This window comes from Streptomyces sp. NPDC029292 (assembly GCF_055569295.1).
In genome coordinates, this window is record NZ_JBVHXR010000010.1 from 59,407 (window position 1) to 74,038 (window position 14,632).

At 71.3% G+C, this 14,632-nt stretch carries 13 protein-coding genes; 3 read left to right on the forward strand and 10 right to left on the reverse strand.

What is annotated here, in order from left to right; translation table 11 throughout:
* Positions 1–157: 157 nt before the first annotated feature.
* The 6 genes from ACZ4WS_RS22340 to ACZ4WS_RS22365 form a co-directional block, all read right to left on the reverse strand.
* On the reverse strand, positions 158–1,546 hold the full coding sequence (locus ACZ4WS_RS22340; RefSeq protein WP_467982866.1) for a hypothetical protein: 1,389 nt from the start codon (positions 1,544–1,546) through the stop codon (positions 158–160).
* Positions 1,543–2,625 (reverse strand): hypothetical protein, encoded by a 1,083-nt coding sequence (locus tag ACZ4WS_RS22345; protein WP_467983181.1) that lies wholly within the window; start codon positions 2,623–2,625, stop codon positions 1,543–1,545. Before ACZ4WS_RS22345 ends, ACZ4WS_RS22340 begins: the two co-directional genes overlap by 4 nt.
* A 23-nt stretch (positions 2,626–2,648) precedes the next feature.
* Positions 2,649–3,587, reverse strand: coding sequence for a COG1470 family protein (locus ACZ4WS_RS22350; protein WP_467982868.1), 939 nt, complete (start codon positions 3,585–3,587; stop codon positions 2,649–2,651).
* A gap of 80 nt (positions 3,588–3,667) precedes the next feature.
* A complete protein-coding gene (locus tag ACZ4WS_RS22355; protein ID WP_467982870.1) occupies positions 3,668–4,363 on the reverse strand; it encodes an LPXTG cell wall anchor domain-containing protein in 696 nt (231 codons plus the stop codon).
* Between the two features lie 199 nt (positions 4,364–4,562).
* Positions 4,563–5,105 carry an ATP-binding protein gene (locus tag ACZ4WS_RS22360; protein WP_467982871.1) on the reverse strand — a complete coding sequence of 181 codons (543 nt, stop codon included), beginning with the start codon at positions 5,103–5,105 and terminating at the stop codon, positions 4,563–4,565.
* A gap of 243 nt (positions 5,106–5,348) precedes the next feature.
* Entirely contained in the window at positions 5,349–5,717 is a 369-nt protein-coding gene (locus ACZ4WS_RS22365) for an STAS domain-containing protein (protein ID WP_467982873.1), read from the reverse strand.
* Positions 5,718–5,967: 250 nt separating this feature from the next.
* Here ACZ4WS_RS22365 and ACZ4WS_RS22370 point away from each other — a divergent pair, with 250 nt between their 5' ends.
* The 3 genes from ACZ4WS_RS22370 to ACZ4WS_RS22380 all read left to right on the forward strand — a co-directional run bounded on the left by ACZ4WS_RS22370 (position 5,968) and on the right by ACZ4WS_RS22380 (position 9,059).
* A complete protein-coding gene (locus ACZ4WS_RS22370; RefSeq protein WP_467983182.1) occupies positions 5,968–6,861 on the forward strand; it encodes an RNA polymerase sigma factor SigF in 894 nt (297 codons plus the stop codon).
* 265 nt (positions 6,862–7,126) lie between these two features.
* The gene (locus tag ACZ4WS_RS22375) at positions 7,127–8,686 is read left to right on the forward strand and encodes a ricin-type beta-trefoil lectin domain protein (RefSeq protein WP_467982875.1); all 1,560 of its coding nucleotides are present in this window, start codon (positions 7,127–7,129) and stop codon (positions 8,684–8,686) included.
* A gap of 10 nt (positions 8,687–8,696) precedes the next feature.
* Positions 8,697–9,059 carry a hypothetical protein gene (locus ACZ4WS_RS22380; protein WP_467982876.1) on the forward strand — a complete coding sequence of 121 codons (363 nt, stop codon included), beginning with the start codon at positions 8,697–8,699 and terminating at the stop codon, positions 9,057–9,059.
* 60 nt (positions 9,060–9,119) lie between these two features.
* Here ACZ4WS_RS22380 and hutI read toward each other — a convergent pair whose 3' ends face one another.
* The 4 genes from hutI to hutU are packed head-to-tail and all read right to left on the reverse strand — an operon-like array spanning position 9,120 to position 14,615.
* A complete protein-coding gene (hutI, locus tag ACZ4WS_RS22385; protein WP_467982878.1) occupies positions 9,120–10,352 on the reverse strand; it encodes an imidazolonepropionase in 1,233 nt (410 codons plus the stop codon).
* Between the two features lie 38 nt (positions 10,353–10,390).
* Entirely contained in the window at positions 10,391–11,746 is a 1,356-nt protein-coding gene (locus tag ACZ4WS_RS22390; protein WP_467983183.1) for a formimidoylglutamate deiminase, read from the reverse strand.
* Positions 11,737–12,954: an allantoate amidohydrolase gene (locus tag ACZ4WS_RS22395; protein WP_467982879.1), complete on the reverse strand. Its 1,218-nt coding sequence runs from the start codon at positions 12,952–12,954 to the stop codon at positions 11,737–11,739. Before ACZ4WS_RS22395 ends, ACZ4WS_RS22390 begins: the two co-directional genes overlap by 10 nt.
* The gene (gene hutU / locus ACZ4WS_RS22400; RefSeq protein WP_467982880.1) at positions 12,951–14,615 is read right to left on the reverse strand and encodes a urocanate hydratase; all 1,665 of its coding nucleotides are present in this window, start codon (positions 14,613–14,615) and stop codon (positions 12,951–12,953) included. The genes ACZ4WS_RS22395 and hutU overlap by 4 nt, the downstream gene beginning before the upstream one ends.
* Positions 14,616–14,632 lie beyond the last annotated feature (17 nt).

Sequence of the window (14,632 nt, forward strand, 5' to 3'; positions counted from 1 at the left end):
GTATCCGCTGGGATACGGCGGCCCTGTTCTTTTCTGCTGTCAGGTGTGGGCCGGTGCCCGGCGGACCCCGCTCGATGACGCGTTCCCGAGCGGGGTCCTCACGCTGTTCAGCGTGGCCGTACTCCTCGTGGCCCTCTTCGTGTGGCGGCGTGGGGGATCAACGCAGCCTGCGGTGCGGCATGAAGGTGAAGACCGCTCCGCCGAGCAGGATGACCGTCCCCGCGACCAGCCCCAGTGCCTTCAGGGAGCCGTGGCTGTCGGAGCCCGTCTCCGCGAGGCCGCCGCTGGACGACGTGCCCGAGGAGTCGCCTCCCGAGGCGCCGCTCGCCTGCTGCGTGGTGTCCAGGGTCAGGGAGACCTCCGTCTTCGTCGGCGTGCAGGTCGTCGTCGTGCCCAGGGCCTGCACCGTCAGGACGCCCGGGGAGAGGGTCGAGCTGCCGCTCGCGCCCGGCTTGTACGTGCCCGTGAGGTCAGGGATCTCGATCGGGTCGCCGGACTTGATCTCCTTGGCGTTGGTCGGGCCCTCGACATGGACGGTGCCCTTGTCGGAGCCGCCCAGGACGACCTCCATCGACGGCTTGACGGAGTCCGCGGGGATGTCGGCCGGGCTGTCCATCACGGACTTCTTGAACTGGACCGTGAGGTCGAAACTCCCGCCGTTCTTCTTGGCGTTGATCTGGACGGGCGACGTGGCGTTCTTGTCTCCGATGGGTGTCTTGCACGCGTAGGGGATGGAGACTTCCTTGCCCGTGAAGTCGCTCTGGCCGCCGCTGTCACCACCCGTCGAGCCGCCCGTGTCGCTGCCGCCGGTTCCGCCGGTCTCACTCGCGCTGGCCGAGGGTGAGGCCGAGCCCGTCGGCAGGGTCGGCAGGCCCGTCGGAAGGCCCGTGGGCAAGCTCGTCGGCAGGCCGGTGGGCAGGGTCGGCGTCACCGTGGGGAGGCCTCCCGTCGTGCCGCCCGAACTTCCCCCGCTCCCCGTCACCTTGATCGTCGCCGCCGACTTCACCGTCTCCTTCGGGGAGCACTTCGTGTCGGTCGACACCGGCTTGCTGACGTTGATGTTGTACGCGTCCGGCGTCAGCGTCACATCGCCGGCCGCCGTCAGTTTCAGCTTGCCCGTCATGTCGGACAGCTTCATGGCGCTGTTCTTGGGGATCGCGGGGTTCGACCGCGGCCCCTCCATCGCGATGTCGGCGGTCTGCGCGCCGCCCGCTTTCAGCGTGCCGGTCGGCTTGACCGTGTCCTTCTCCAGGTCGATGACGTCGGGGTTCTTGGACGCCGCCTGGACGAACTTCCAGGTGATGGTGACCTCGTCACCCACCTTCGCCTCGGCGGGCGCGGTGATCTCCACCTGCGTCGTGCCCTCGACCGGGGGCAGACCGGAGATCGAGGGCGGAATGCACTCCGTCTTGTACGACACCTCGGCGGCCTGCGCCGGGACCGCGGCCACACCCAGCAGGATGCCCGCGCCGCCGAGCATCAGCGCGACCCCGGCCGCGCTCGCTCTCCGTCCCCCTGGCGGTACCACTCTCCGTTGCTTGCTCACGTGTTTCCCTTCCTGGTCGGGGTCGTCGGACTGTTCTCTTGCGGTGCGGAGAGCTGACCGTTCGCCGCGGTCCCCGGATCGCTGTCCGGCGTGAACCACGGCAGGGTCGGCGCGGTGGAAGTCGTCGGTGCCACCGGCGCGGCCGGCGACATACTCAACTTCGGCATGCGGAGGGTGAGTTCGGGCAGCCTGAGGCCGCGCCGGCGGCCCCCGCGCCCGTTCGGCCTGCGCGGCCGGACCCGGTCCACCACGGCCATCCCGATACGGAACACCGCGGCCGGTACGACCACGCAGAGCAGGATCCAGAACAGGGTCACGCCCCAGGGGCGGCCCACGCCCCACGGCTGCTCGGCGAGCACCTTCCCGCCGTACTTCAGTGAGACCGTGTAGTCGCCGTGCGCCCCGGCCGTCAGTTCGACCGGGAGTTTGATCTGCGCCTTCCTGCCGGGCGCGATCGTGCCGCGCCACTGCTGCTCCTCCCACTGCGGGGCGAACACACCGTGGGAGGTGCCGACTTGGAAGACCGGGTTCTTCACGGGGGCGGTGCCGACGTTGCCCACGGTGAAGACGAGCTTGCGGGCGGGTGGCGAGCCGAACCAGGTGAGCAGGCCGCTCGACCCGTCGAGCCGGGTGTCCGTCAGCACCGAGAGCCGACCGCCGCTCTCCTCCTTCGGCAGCGGCTCGACCGAGTGCCCGGCCACCATGAAGATGGCGTCCGCCTGCGCCTTCTCCCCCATGACCGTGGCGACGTGCACCACGCACGGGCACGGCTTGGGCGGCTCGGCGACCGGCAGCTTCTTGCTGAAGTTCCCCTTCGCGTCGGTGGTGACGGCCCGGCCGTCCGCGTTGGCACAGGAGTTGGTGCCACCGATCACCCCTCGGGAGGGCACCGACTGGCCGCAGATCAGCATCATCAGCAGCGTCTTCGGCCGCCATCCGGTGCCGGTCACGGTGACCGAACCACCCGTCCCGGCCTGGGACTTGGACAGCTTCACGCTCGGTTTCTCCGCCGCGGACACGGAGGCCGTCCCCGCCAGCGGTATCAGGACAAGCGCAAGCGCCGCCACCAGCGCCGTCATCCGCACCTTGCCGCCAACGAAGCTCACGACACCGCTCCCGTCAACTCGACTTCCGTACACGGCATTTCATCCGCATCACCGTCCGGCGTACGACGCCTGTGCCGCCGTACGAGGAGATACGCGGCGACCGCCGCGAGACCGCCCCCGGCCCCCGCCACCGCACCCCACGGCACGAACCGCGCCGACGCGGACGCCGTGTCGCGCGCCCCGCCCGCCGCCGTCACCGTCAGCCGCACGTCGACCGAGTCCAGCGCCGGGGTGTCGCGCCACGGCTCGCTGAGCGTGACGCGGCGGCCCGGCAGGAGTTCGACGGGCAGCGTGCGCGGGGCGCGGTCGAGGAGCTCGCCGAAGACGCCGTCGGCGTGGACCGCGAGCTTCGGGGTGAGGACGGTGGTGCCGCGGTTGACCAGCTCGTACGAGATCCGCCCGCCGCGCACGGCGACGTGCTCGACGGTGAGCGCCGACAACGTGGGCCCGCTGACCCGCAGCTGGACGCGGACCGCCGAGGACCGCCCGCCGCCGCTCGCGACGATCGCGCCGGGGTGGTCGCCGGGCGCCGCACCCGCCGGGACGCTCACGGTGAACGGCACGTCGGCGCGGGTGTGCGCCGGGACCCGTACGGACACGGCGTTCACCGGGGTCCGCCGCCCACCGTCCAGCCGAGCGAAAGCGATCCACGCGCCCGCGTCCGTCGACTTCGTCCGTACGGTGAAACCGCCGCCCGCGGTGTTGTCGGCGTCCGCGCCGCGCAGCCGCACGGTCAGCGGCCGCGCGCCCGGGTTGAGCACGGACACCGTGTCCTGGAGGACCGCGCCGGGCGCGCCCTCCGCGTAGACGTACGGCCGCCCGTCCGGCGCGGTCGCGGACGGCGCCACGGACCAGCCGTCGTCGGCCACGGCCACCGGTGCGGCGCCCAGCAGAGCTGCGGCGGCCAGACAGAGGACACGAGGGGCGTACGGCATCGGCGGCTCCCATCAGGAGGGGCGGCGCGCAGCGCCTCGTTGAGGGGTGGTGGTCGGGCGACGGGTGGGCGTGCGAGGCCTCAGTGGCGTACCGCCTGATGCCTGCGCGTCAGCCACAGCGCGCCCGCCGCGCCCGCGAGCAGCACCGTGCCGCCGAGCGTGCCGAGGGCGATCGCCGAGTCCTCGGGGCCGGTCTGCGGGAGCTGGCCGCCGGAGTCCGAGCCGCTCTGCGTCCCGCTGGACCCCGAACCGCCGCTCGCGGCCGTGACATCGAGGGTCAGCGAGGGCTTGGGGTTGTTCGAGGGCGTGCACGTGGTCGTCGTGCCGAGCGCCTTGATGGTGAGCACGCCCGCGGTGAAGGTGACCTTGCCGGTCTTCTTCGGTGTGTACGTGCCGCTCAAGTCACTGATTTTGATGGGCGTGTTGGCGGGGATCGCGGCCGCGTTGGCCGGTCCGCTCACCGCCACCGTGCCGCTGTCCGCGCCGCCCAGCTTGATCACGGCGCTCGGCTTCATCGCGCCCTTGCCCAGCTCCACCGGGCTGGACGAGACGCCCTTCTGCCAGGACATGGTGAGCTTGTAGCCGCTGCCGCTCTTGACGCTCTTGATGTCGATGGGCGAGACGGCGCTCTTGTCACCGATCGGCGTCTTGCACTGGTAGTTGACGTCCACCACGGCGGCCTGGGCTGCGGGGGCGGCCATCAGCACCGCCGAGCCGGCCAGGGCCGCGGCGAACGCGAGCGCGGCGGTTCGTTTCTGGTACGTCCGGTTCGACACGGTCCCCTCATTCCTGACGGCACATCAGATCGGCCGTCAAGGTACGCCCGGGGCCTTGTCGAGGGAAGACAAAGTGCGCGCCGGATCTGTGGTGATCCAGCGCGCACGAATAGGGGTTCGAGTGAAGCTCGAACCGGCGGTAACCCCAGACGGGCCCTGGGCGAGCCCCGGGCGGGACCTGGGCGGGCCCCAGCGGGACCTAGGCGGGAGCTCCGAGTTCCGCCCAGACCGTCTTGCCCGCGACCCCGGAAGTCCGCACGACTCCCCAGTCCAGGCACAGCCGCTGCACGATGAACATGCCATGACCGCCGGGGCGTCCGGCGCGGTGCGGGGTACGCGGGGCGGGCTGGCCCGCGCCCCGGTCGGAGACCTCGACGCGCAGCACCTTGTTGTCGCACGAGATCCAGAGCTCGTCCGGGCCCTCGGCGTGCAGACAGGCGTTGGTGACGAGCTCGGAGACGACCAGCAGGACATCCTCGGCGGCGGCCCGCCGGTCGGCGCTCTCGGCGGGCAGCCAGCCCCACGCGTACAGCGCCTGGCGGGTGAAATCGCGGGCGAGCGGCACGACACCGCTCTCGCCGTCGAAGTTCAGCCTGCGGGCCTGACGGCCGGCGGCGGGGACGGTCGCGCCGCCTGGGGACGCCCCGTCTCCGGGCGCCCCGCCTCCGGGCACCCCGGAAGCGCCGCCGTCGCCCGACTCGGGGCCGCGGTCGCCCGGCGAGTAAGGCCGGGTGGTGCTCATCAGCGCTTCACCTCACCGATTCACCGATTCACCGGTTCACGATTCAAGACTCAGTACGTATGGATCAACGGCTTGCGCCGCTTGGGCCGCCGACAGATGCGCTGCCGACATATTCAGGATGTCTCCTGCCCGACCGAACCGTCCGAACACCCACTTATTCGGCATGGAACATGTGACGCGGATAACGCGCCGATCACACAGGGGAAACTGAGGCATAACTCTGACGCGGGGGGACTGGTCAGACTAGTCGGCCAGGGCCGCTTCGAGCGTCTCGTGGACCGTGAAGACGGCCTCCGCCCCGGTGATCTCGAAGACCCGGGCCACCACCGGCAGCATCCCGGCGAGATGGACCCCGCCGCCCGCGGCCTCGGCCTTCAGCCGGGCGCCGAGCAGCACATTGAGTCCGGTGGAGTCGCAGAACTCGAGGCGTGAACAGTCGACGACCAGGCGGGCGTACCCCTTTTCGAGGCAGTCTTCGAGTGGCTCACGCAACAAATCGGCCGTGTAGTGATCCAACTCACCCGCGGGGGTCACGACGGCGCTCGAGCCCTCTTCCCGCACCTCGACAAGAAGCCGGCCCGACTGTGCGCTGCCGACCGTCCCGCGGTCCATGCCGTCTCTCTCCCGAGCGTTCCGACTGCTGATGTATGCCCTCGAACACTACGCCCTCCCTACGACCTCTGACACCCGAACAACCCCCCGAAAACGGACATTTCACAATGAAACGCACTTGCGGCAACCTTGCGAAAGCGGGTAGGGCTAGTAGAGACACCTTTTCGACACGACCGGCTTTGGAGGCGCCGCACACCGCAGTGCACGCATTGGCATCGGCGGCCATATGCCGAGAACGATGGAGGACACCATGTCACCCCGGCTCGACGAATCGCATACCCAGAGGGCGACGTCGGCACCCCCTCAGGAACGCCCGCAGCCCTTCGAGGAAATCGACGGACTCGCCGGACTTCCGGAGATCCCCCCGTACGAAGAGGTGGGGCCGGTGGACGCGCGGGCCCTGTCCAAGACACTCTTCGAGCGCCTGGAGTCCCTCGAAGAGGGCACCCACGATTACTCGTACGTGCGCAACACACTGGTCGAACTCAACCTCGCCCTCGTCAAGTTCGCCGCCTCTCGGTTCCGCTCCCGCAGTGAGCCGATGGAGGACATCATCCAGGTCGGCACCATCGGCCTGATCAAGGCGATCGACCGCTTCGAGCTGAGCCGCGGCGTCGAGTTCCCCACCTTCGCGATGCCGACCATCGTCGGCGAGATCAAGCGCTTCTTCCGCGACACCTCGTGGTCCGTGCGGGTACCCCGCAGACTGCAGGAACTCCGCCTCGACCTGGCCAAGGCGGGCGACGAACTCGCCCAGCAGCTGGATCGCGCGCCGACGGTGGGAGAGCTGGCGGAGCGCCTGGGCATCACCAACGACGAGGTCGTCGAAGGCATGGCCGCCTCGAACGCCTACACGGCCAGTTCGTTGGACGCCCAGCCCGAGGAGGACGACTCCGAGGGCGCGCTCGCGGACCGCATCGGCTACGAGGACCACGGGCTCGAAGGCATCGAGTACGTCGAGTCCTTGAAACCCCTGATAGCCGAACTCCCGCCGCGCGACCGCAAAATCCTTGCGCTGCGCTTCGTCGCCAACATGACCCAGTCCGAGATCGGCGACGAACTCGGCATCTCCCAGATGCATGTCTCCCGGCTGCTGACGCGCACACTGGTGCGGCTGCGGAAGGGGTTGACGGTCGAGGAGTGACCGGGTCCCGGTGCATGGTCAGCCGTTGATTGCGTCCGGTGTCCCCCGTGAGCACAGGCCGATGATTGCGCCCGGTGTCCCCATTGCCAGGACACCGGGCGCGGTTGAAGCTCGGCCGACGTGATCACAGCTTGACATCGGGCGGGGTTACTCCCGGAAACCCCCTTTCCCCAAAGGTTCACCTCCATCACTATGGGCACCCCCATACCCGCCGGTAGGTCAGGGCTCCGGCGGGCAGAGCACGGGGATGCGAGGAGGCACGGGGATGGCTGGGGCCGGCCGGACCGACGCTGAGGGCACCGGGGCCGGGGGCGGCGGCATGTTCGCCACGGTCTCCGACGCGCAGCTCACCGATCTGCTGCGCGCCGACACCCCGACCGCGTATCCGGCGCTGCGCGAACTGCGCCTGCGGCACCGGCCGGCGGTCCTCTCGTACGCCCGTCTGTGCACGGTGGACGATTCCGCCGCCCGGCAGCTCACGGCGCAGGCGTTCGCCCTCGCGGCCCGTGACACGACGCGCGGCATCGACCCGCCGGGGCCCTGGCGCCACCGACTCCTGCTCCTGGCAGGGCAGGTGGCCGCCTCCTGGGCCGCGTCCCCGGACGGCCGCGGGAGCCGCCTCGATCCGGGCCTGCTCACCCACCTCGGCCCGGCGGGCCCCGAGGGCACCGTCCCGCCGATGCTCGACGCCTTCCAGGCGCTCCCGGCCCGCGTCCAGGGCCTCGTCTGGTACGGCATCGTGGACGAGGAGCCCGACGCCCGCACCGCGACGCTCCTCGGGGCCACGCCCCAGGACGTGACGTACGGCAAGGAGCCCGCGTTCCAGACGCTGCGCCAGGCCTGCCTCAAGGCCCGCCTCGCCCGCTCCGGCAACCCCCGCTGCCAGGACTTCCGCCGGCTCATCGAGGAGGCGGCGCACCCCGAGAACCCGCGCTACAGCGCCGACTTGCAGGCCCACATGGTGCACTGCGCGCACTGCGCCGCCGCGTACGAGGAGCTGGGCGCCCTGCGCGACACTCCGCGCACCGTTCTGGCGGAGGGGCTGCTGCCGTGGGGCGGTGCGGCGTATGTCGGGGGCGACGCGCGCGAGACGTCCGCCGCCCGAGGCGGGACGGCTCCTTCCTGGCTGCCCTCCCGGCGCTTCGTCCTCGCCTCCGCCGCGCTCGGTGTCGCGGTGGCGCCGCTGCTGCTGTTTCTGCTGACGTCGGGCGGATCGGAGCCCGCGCGGACGGCAGGCGCGGTCAGCACCCCTCAGGCGCCGCCCGCGGTGACGGTGACCGCGACGGTCTCGCTGACGCCGTCCCCGTCCCCGTCTCCCTCCCGCACCACCAAGTCCCCCTCCCCCACGCCCACTCCGAAGCCTTCGCCGACTCACTCGTCTCCGAAGCCGTCGCCGACGCGCACCGCCTCCCACCCCCCGAACGGCACCTACGCCCAGGTGGTGAACGCCGATTCGGGCCTCTGCCTGGACATCCGCGACGGTGTCATGGACCTGGGCACGGATGTCATCACGGCCCGCTGCACCTCGTCCCGCACCCAGATGTGGCGCGTCGACACCACCCGCGGCGTCCTCCAGTCGTACGCCGACGCCGACTTCTGCCTCGACAGCCGCGGCTCCACGGACAACGGTGTCGGCATCTGGGAGTGCCAGTCCGTCTACGGGTCCAACGGCCAGAACCTGCGCTTCACGGTGGACTCCAGCGGCGTGATCCGCCCGGCCATCGCCCCGGACCACGCGGTCACCCCGTACGGCGACGGGCTCGTCCTCTCCCCGGACCAGGGGCGCGCTGACCAGCGGTGGCGGGCGGGCGCGGGACCGGCCTGACGGACGGCCTTTGCCCGACGGTCCCGCCCTTGACGACGAACTCCGCCAAGCGGTCGGCCAGGCGGCCTCCGCCCTCGAGGAAGAACCGCACGCCGGCACCGGGCACGACGACTGCTCCTCACTCATCGAGCAGGAGGTCACCGACGCGGGCGAGGGCATGGGACCGGCGTACGCCGTCGACGTCGAGGCCGTCGACTCGGCAGGCGGCGCCTACGAGATCACGGCGCAGGACGCCGACGCCACCTTCTGCATGAGCCTCTCCCAGACCGAGTCGGACACGGGCGGCTTCAGCGTCCCCGGCGCCGGCGACCAGCCGAACACCTTCGTTCCCGACTACGACTTGACGGCCACGGTCGACGAGGGCAGCTGCTGAATCCCCCCCCCCCCCCCCCGTCAGGCCGTCAGCCCGTCAGGCCAGAAGGCCATCAGCCCGTCAGGCCGCGCGCACGCCCCGCCGCCACACCTCCGACACCAGCGGCACGCCCGGCCGGTACGCCAGGTGGACGTGGCTCGGGGCGTCGAGGAAGGCCAGGTCGGCGTAGGCGCCCGGGGTGAGGCGGCCGATGTCGGTGCGGCGCAGGGCCGCGGCGCCGCCCGCTGTCGCCGACCAGACCGCCTCGTCGGGCGTCATCCTCATGTCCCGCACCGCCAGCGCGATGCAGAACGGGACGGACGAGGTGAAGGACGAGCCCGGGTTGCAGTCGGTGGAGAGGGCGACCGTGACGCCCGCGTCCAGGAGGCGGCGGGCGTTGGGCCACTCGGCGCGGGTGGAGAACTCGGCGCCGGGGAGCAGCGTCGCCACCGTGTTGCCGCTCGCCAGCGCGTCCACGTCCGCGTCCGTCAGGTGCGTGCAGTGGTCCGCGCTCGCCGCGTCCAGTTCGACGGCGAGCTGGACGCCGGGGCCGTACGAGAGCTGGTTGGCGTGGACGCGGGGGTGCAGGCCCTTCGCCTTGCCCGCCGTGAGGATCGCGCGGGCCTGGTCGCCGTCGAAGGCGCCCTTCTCGCAGAAGACGTCGACCCAACGGGCGTACGGGGCACAGGCGTCGAGCATGTCACCGGTCACCAGGGCCACGTACGCGGCCGGGTCGTCGGCGTAGTCCGGCGAGACGATGTGCGCGCCGAGGTAGGTGACCTCGTCGGTGTGGGCCGAGGCGATCCGCAGGGCCCGCGCCTCGTCCTCGACGGTCAGGCCGTAGCCCGACTTCGTCTCGAAGGTCGTGGTGCCCTGGTGGAGGGCCTCGCGGAGGTAGTGCGTGAGGTTCGCCTCCAGCTCCGCGTCGGTCGCGGCGCGCGTCGCCGCCACCGTCGTGCGGATACCGCCCGCCGTGTAGCTGCGGCCCGACATACGGGCGTTGAACTCCTGGGTGCGGTCGCCCGCGAAGACGAGGTGCGAGTGGGAGTCGACGAAGCCCGGGATCACCGCCCGGCCGCCGGCGTCGACCCGATTGTCAGTGGCGGGTGCTTTTCTTGAATCACCGGTCCACGCGATGCGGTCGCCGTCGATGACGACGGCCGCGTCCTGGATCAGACCGAGGGGGGACTCTCCCCCACTCTCGAATTTGCTCGAGCGGGGGGACCCCCATCCGAGGGAGGGGTCGTTGGTGACCAGGCTGGCGATGTTGGTGATGAGCGTGGTCGTGCCGGTCGTACTGGTCGTGCTGCTCATGGCGTCCTCGTGGGGGCTCGGGCTGCGGCGGGCGAGGGTCAGGCGCGCAGGACGTCGATGGCGTCCGCGAGGGCTGACGGCACGTTCGGTACGAGGGTGTGCGCGCCGTCGCGTACGACATGACGCCCGCCCACGATCGTGTGACGCACGTCGGCCGCTGTCGCGGCGAATACGGCCGTCTCGGCGCCCAGGCGCGGCAGCGGTCCCGCTGTTCTGACCGAGTCGAGGGCGATCGTCGTGAAGTCGGCGAGCGCGCCCGGCTCCAGGATGCCCGCGTCGTCCCAGCCCAGGGCCGCGTGACCGTCGGCGGAGGCGGCGCGCAGGAGTGCGGCCGCGGTCCAGTGGCCGCGGGTGCGGGTGCGCAGGCGCTCGTTCAGCTCCATCGCGCGGGCCTCTTCGAGGAGGTCGATGACGGCGTGGCTGTCGGAGCCGAGGGAGAGGGGCGAGCCCGCGCGCTGGAGGGCGACGGCGGGGCCGATGCCGTCGGCGAGGTCGCGCTCGGTGGTGGGGCACATGCACGTACCGGTCGTGGAGCCGCCCAGCAGGGCGATGTCCTCGTCGGTGAGGTGCGTGTTGTGGACACCCGTCGTGCGCGGGCCGAGCACACCGTGTTCGGCGAGCAGTTGGGTGGGCGTGCAGCCGTGCGCCTCCCGGCAGGCGTCGTTCTCGGCCGTCTGCTCGGACAGATGCACATGGAGCGGGGCCCGCCGCTCCTCGGCCCACCGCGCCACCGTCGCCAGCTGCTCCGCGGGCACGGCCCGTACCGAGTGGATGGCAGCACCGATCCGTGCGTGATCACGGTCCTTGAGAAGTGAAGAGCGTTCCGCCCAGGCCTCAGCGCTGCCGTCGGAGAAGCGCAGCTGGTGCTTGTTCGGGGGCTGCCCGCTGTGCTTGTTCAGAAGACCGGAGGACACGTACGCGGTGTCCAGCAGCGTGATCCTGATCCCGGCCTCCCGCGCGGCCTCGATCAGGGCCTCGCCCATGACGTTCGGGTCGGCGTAGGAGGTGCCGCCGGGGGCGTGGTGCACGTAGTGGAACTCGCCGACCGCGGTGACGCCCGCGAGCGCCATCTCCGCGTACACCGCGCGGGCGAGCGCGTGGTACGTCTCCGGGGTCAGCCGGTCCGCGAAGGAGTACATGATCTCGCGCCAGGTCCAGAAGGTGCCGGAGCCGACCTGGACGGTGCCGCGCAGGGCGCGGTGGAAGGCGTGCGAGTGGGCGTTGGCGAGCCCGGGGAGGGTGAGGCCGCGCAGGATCTCGGCGCCCGGGGGCGGGGTGTCGACGCCCGTGCGGACGGCGGTGATGCGGCCGTCTTTGGTGTCGAGGGCCACGCCCGGCTCGACGTGGGTGTCGAGCCAGGCGTGTTCCAGCCAGTACGTCTGCGTCACCTGCAGGCCAGCCCTTCGAGTACGTCGGCGAGTGCGGTCACCCCGGCCACGCAGTCGTCCTCGGCGGCGTACTCGGCCGGGGAGTGCGAGACACCCGTGGGGTTGCGTACGAACAGCATGGCGGTCGGGACGGTGCCGGAGAGGATTCCCGCGTCGTGTCCGGCACCCGTACCCAGAACGGGGACCGTGAGTCCCGCCTCCTTGCCCAGGATGCGGGCGAGCTCGTCACGCAGGGCGTGCTCGAACTCGACGACGGGGGTGAACGACTCGCGGACGACATCGAGTTCGACGCCGTGCGCCTCCGCGTACTCGCGGGCCGCCTTCTCGACACCGGTGACGACCGTGTCGAGGGTCGACTGGTCGGCGGCCCGGGAGTCGAGCCAGCCACGGACGAGGGAGGGGATCGCGTTCACGCCGTTCGGCTCGACGGAGATCTTGCCGAAGGTGGCGACTGCGCCCGCGAGTTGGGCCTCGCGCCGCGCCGCCAGCACGGTCTCCGCGTACGACAGCATCGGGTCGCGGCGGTCCACCAGCCGGGTCGTGCCCGCGTGGTTGGCCTCGCCCCGGAAGTCGAAGCGCCAGCGGCCGTGCGGCCAGATGGCACTGGCGATGCCGACCTGGTCACCGCTCAGGTCCAGGGCACGGCCCTGCTCGACATGCAGCTCGACGAAGGCGCCGATGCGGGAGAGGCGCTCGAGGTCCGGCCCGATGGTGGCGGGGTCGTACCCGGCCCGCTCCATGGCCTGCGGCAGCGTGACGCCGTCGCCATCGGTCAGCTTGTGCGCCTGCTCGACGGTGAGCTGCCCCGAGGCGAGCCGCGACCCCACACAGGCGAGCCCGAACCGGGCACCCTCCTCGTCACCGAAGTTCACGATGGCGAGGGGCCGGGTGAACTCCACGTGCCGGGCACGCAGTTCGTCCAGCGCGGCGAAGGACGACACAACCCCGAGGGGCCCGTCGAACGCCCCGCCGTCCGGCACAGAGTCCAGATGCGACCCCGTGACGACGGCGTCCCCTTCGGCGGGGTCCCCGAGCCAGGCCCACTGATTCCCGTTCCGGTCCAGCTCGTACGTCAGCCCACGCGACTCGGTCTGCTGCTTGAACCACGCCCGGCAGTCGGCATCGGCGCCGGTCCAGGCGAAGCGGCGGTAGCCGCCGGAGGCGGAGCTGCGGCCGACCGGCAGCAGCTCCGCCCACATGCTGTGGAAGGTCACGCCTCGCCACCCTCGCGCATCGGCACGCGCACGCCGCGCTCGTCGGCGACCGACTCCGCGATGTCGTACCCGGCGTCCACGTGGCGGATGACGCCCATGCCCGGGTCATTCGTCAGCACCCGGCGGATCTTCTCGCCGGCGAGCTTCGTGCCGTCGGCGACGGAGACCTGACCCGCGTGGATGGAGCGGCCCATGCCGACGCCGCCGCCGTGGTGGATGGAGACCCAGGAGGCGCCCGACGCCACGTTCACCATGGCGTTCAGAAGCGGCCAGTCGGCGATGGCGTCGGAGCCGTCGAGCATGGCCTCGGTCTCGCGGTAGGGCGAAGCCACGGAACCGCAGTCGAGGTGGTCGCGGCCGATGGCCAGCGGGGCCGCCAGCTCTCCGCTCGCCACCATGTCGTTGAAGCGCTCGCCGGCCTTGTCGCGCTCGCCGTAGCCGAGCCAGCAGATACGGGCGGGCAGGCCCTGGAAGTGGACGCGCTCGCCGGCCATCTTGATCCAGCGGTGCAGGGACTCGTTCTCCGGGAAGAGGTCGAGGATCGCCTTGTCGGTCTTGGCGATGTCGGAGGCCTCGCCGGACAGGGCCGCCCAGCGGAAGGGGCCCTTGCCCTCGCAGAAGAGGGGGCGGATGTAGGCAGGGACGAAGCCGGGGAAGGCGAACGCGCGGTCGTACCCGGCGAGCTGGGCCTCACCGCGGATCGAGTTGCCGTAGTCGAAGACCTCGGCACCGGCGTCCATGAAGCCGACCATGGCCTCGACGTGCTTGGCCATGGACTCACGGGCGCGGGTGGTGAAGCCCGCCGGGTCCTTGGCCGCGTAGGAGGCCATGTCGTCGAAGTCGACGCCGACGGGGAGGTAGGCCAGCGGGTCGTGGGCCGAGGTCTGGTCGGTCACGATGTCGATGGGGGCGCCCTCGGCCAGCATCTGCGGGAGCAGCTCGGCCGCGTTGCCGAGCAGGCCGATGGAGAGCGGCCTGCGGGCGTCGCGCGCCTCGACCGCCAGCTCCAGCGCGTGCCGCAAGTTGTCGGCCTTCACGTCGAGGTAGCGGTGCTCGATGCGGCGCTCGATGGCGCGCGGGTCCACGTCGATACAGATCGCGACGCCGTCGTTCATCGTCACGGCGAGCGGCTGGGCGCCGCCCATGCCGCCGAGACCGGCGGTCAGGGTGATGGTGCCCGCGAGCGTGCCGTTGAACTTCTTCGCGGCGACGGCGGAGAAGGTCTCGTACGTGCCCTGGAGGATGCCCTGGGTGCCGATGTAGATCCAGGAACCGGCGGTCATCTGGCCGTACATGGTCAGGCCGAGGGCCTCCAGGCGCCGGAACTCCTCCCAGTTCGCCCAGTCGCCGACCAGGTTGGAGTTGGCGATGAGGACGCGCGGGGCCCACTCGTGCGTCTGCATGACGCCGACGGGGCGGCCGGACTGGACGAGCATCGTCTCGTCCTGCTTCAGGGTCTGCAGCGTGCGGACCATGGCGTCGAAGGAGCGCCAGTCGCGGGCGGCCTTGCCGGTGCCGCCGTAGACGACGAGCTTGTCGGGGTGCTCGGCGACCTCGGGGTCCAGGTTGTTCTGCAGCATCCGAAGGGCGGCTTCCTGCTGCCATCCCAGGGCACTCAGTTCCGTACCGCGCGGCGCTCGTACGGGGCGGGGTCCTGACATGGTCTGCCTCCTAGCGG

What these genes read in the sequence shown, in the direction of transcription:
- ACZ4WS_RS22350 (WP_467982868.1), bottom strand. Translation starts at nt 3,587, where the DNA reads ATGCCGTACGCCCCTCGTGTCCTCTGTCTGGCCGCCGCAGCTCTGCTG.
- ACZ4WS_RS22375 (WP_467982875.1), top strand. Translation starts at nt 7,127, where the DNA reads ATGGCTGGGGCCGGCCGGACCGACGCTGAGGGCACCGGGGCCGGGGGC.
- ACZ4WS_RS22365 (WP_467982873.1), bottom strand. Translation starts at nt 5,717, where the DNA reads ATGGACCGCGGGACGGTCGGCAGCGCACAGTCGGGCCGGCTTCTTGTC.
- hutI (WP_467982878.1), bottom strand. Translation starts at nt 10,352, where the DNA reads ATGAGCAGCACGACCAGTACGACCGGCACGACCACGCTCATCACCAAC.
- ACZ4WS_RS22360 (WP_467982871.1), bottom strand. Translation starts at nt 5,105, where the DNA reads ATGAGCACCACCCGGCCTTACTCGCCGGGCGACCGCGGCCCCGAGTCG.
- ACZ4WS_RS22345 (WP_467983181.1), bottom strand. Translation starts at nt 2,625, where the DNA reads ATGACGGCGCTGGTGGCGGCGCTTGCGCTTGTCCTGATACCGCTGGCG.
- ACZ4WS_RS22370 (WP_467983182.1), top strand. Translation starts at nt 5,968, where the DNA reads ATGTCACCCCGGCTCGACGAATCGCATACCCAGAGGGCGACGTCGGCA.
- hutU (WP_467982880.1), bottom strand. Translation starts at nt 14,615, where the DNA reads ATGTCAGGACCCCGCCCCGTACGAGCGCCGCGCGGTACGGAACTGAGT.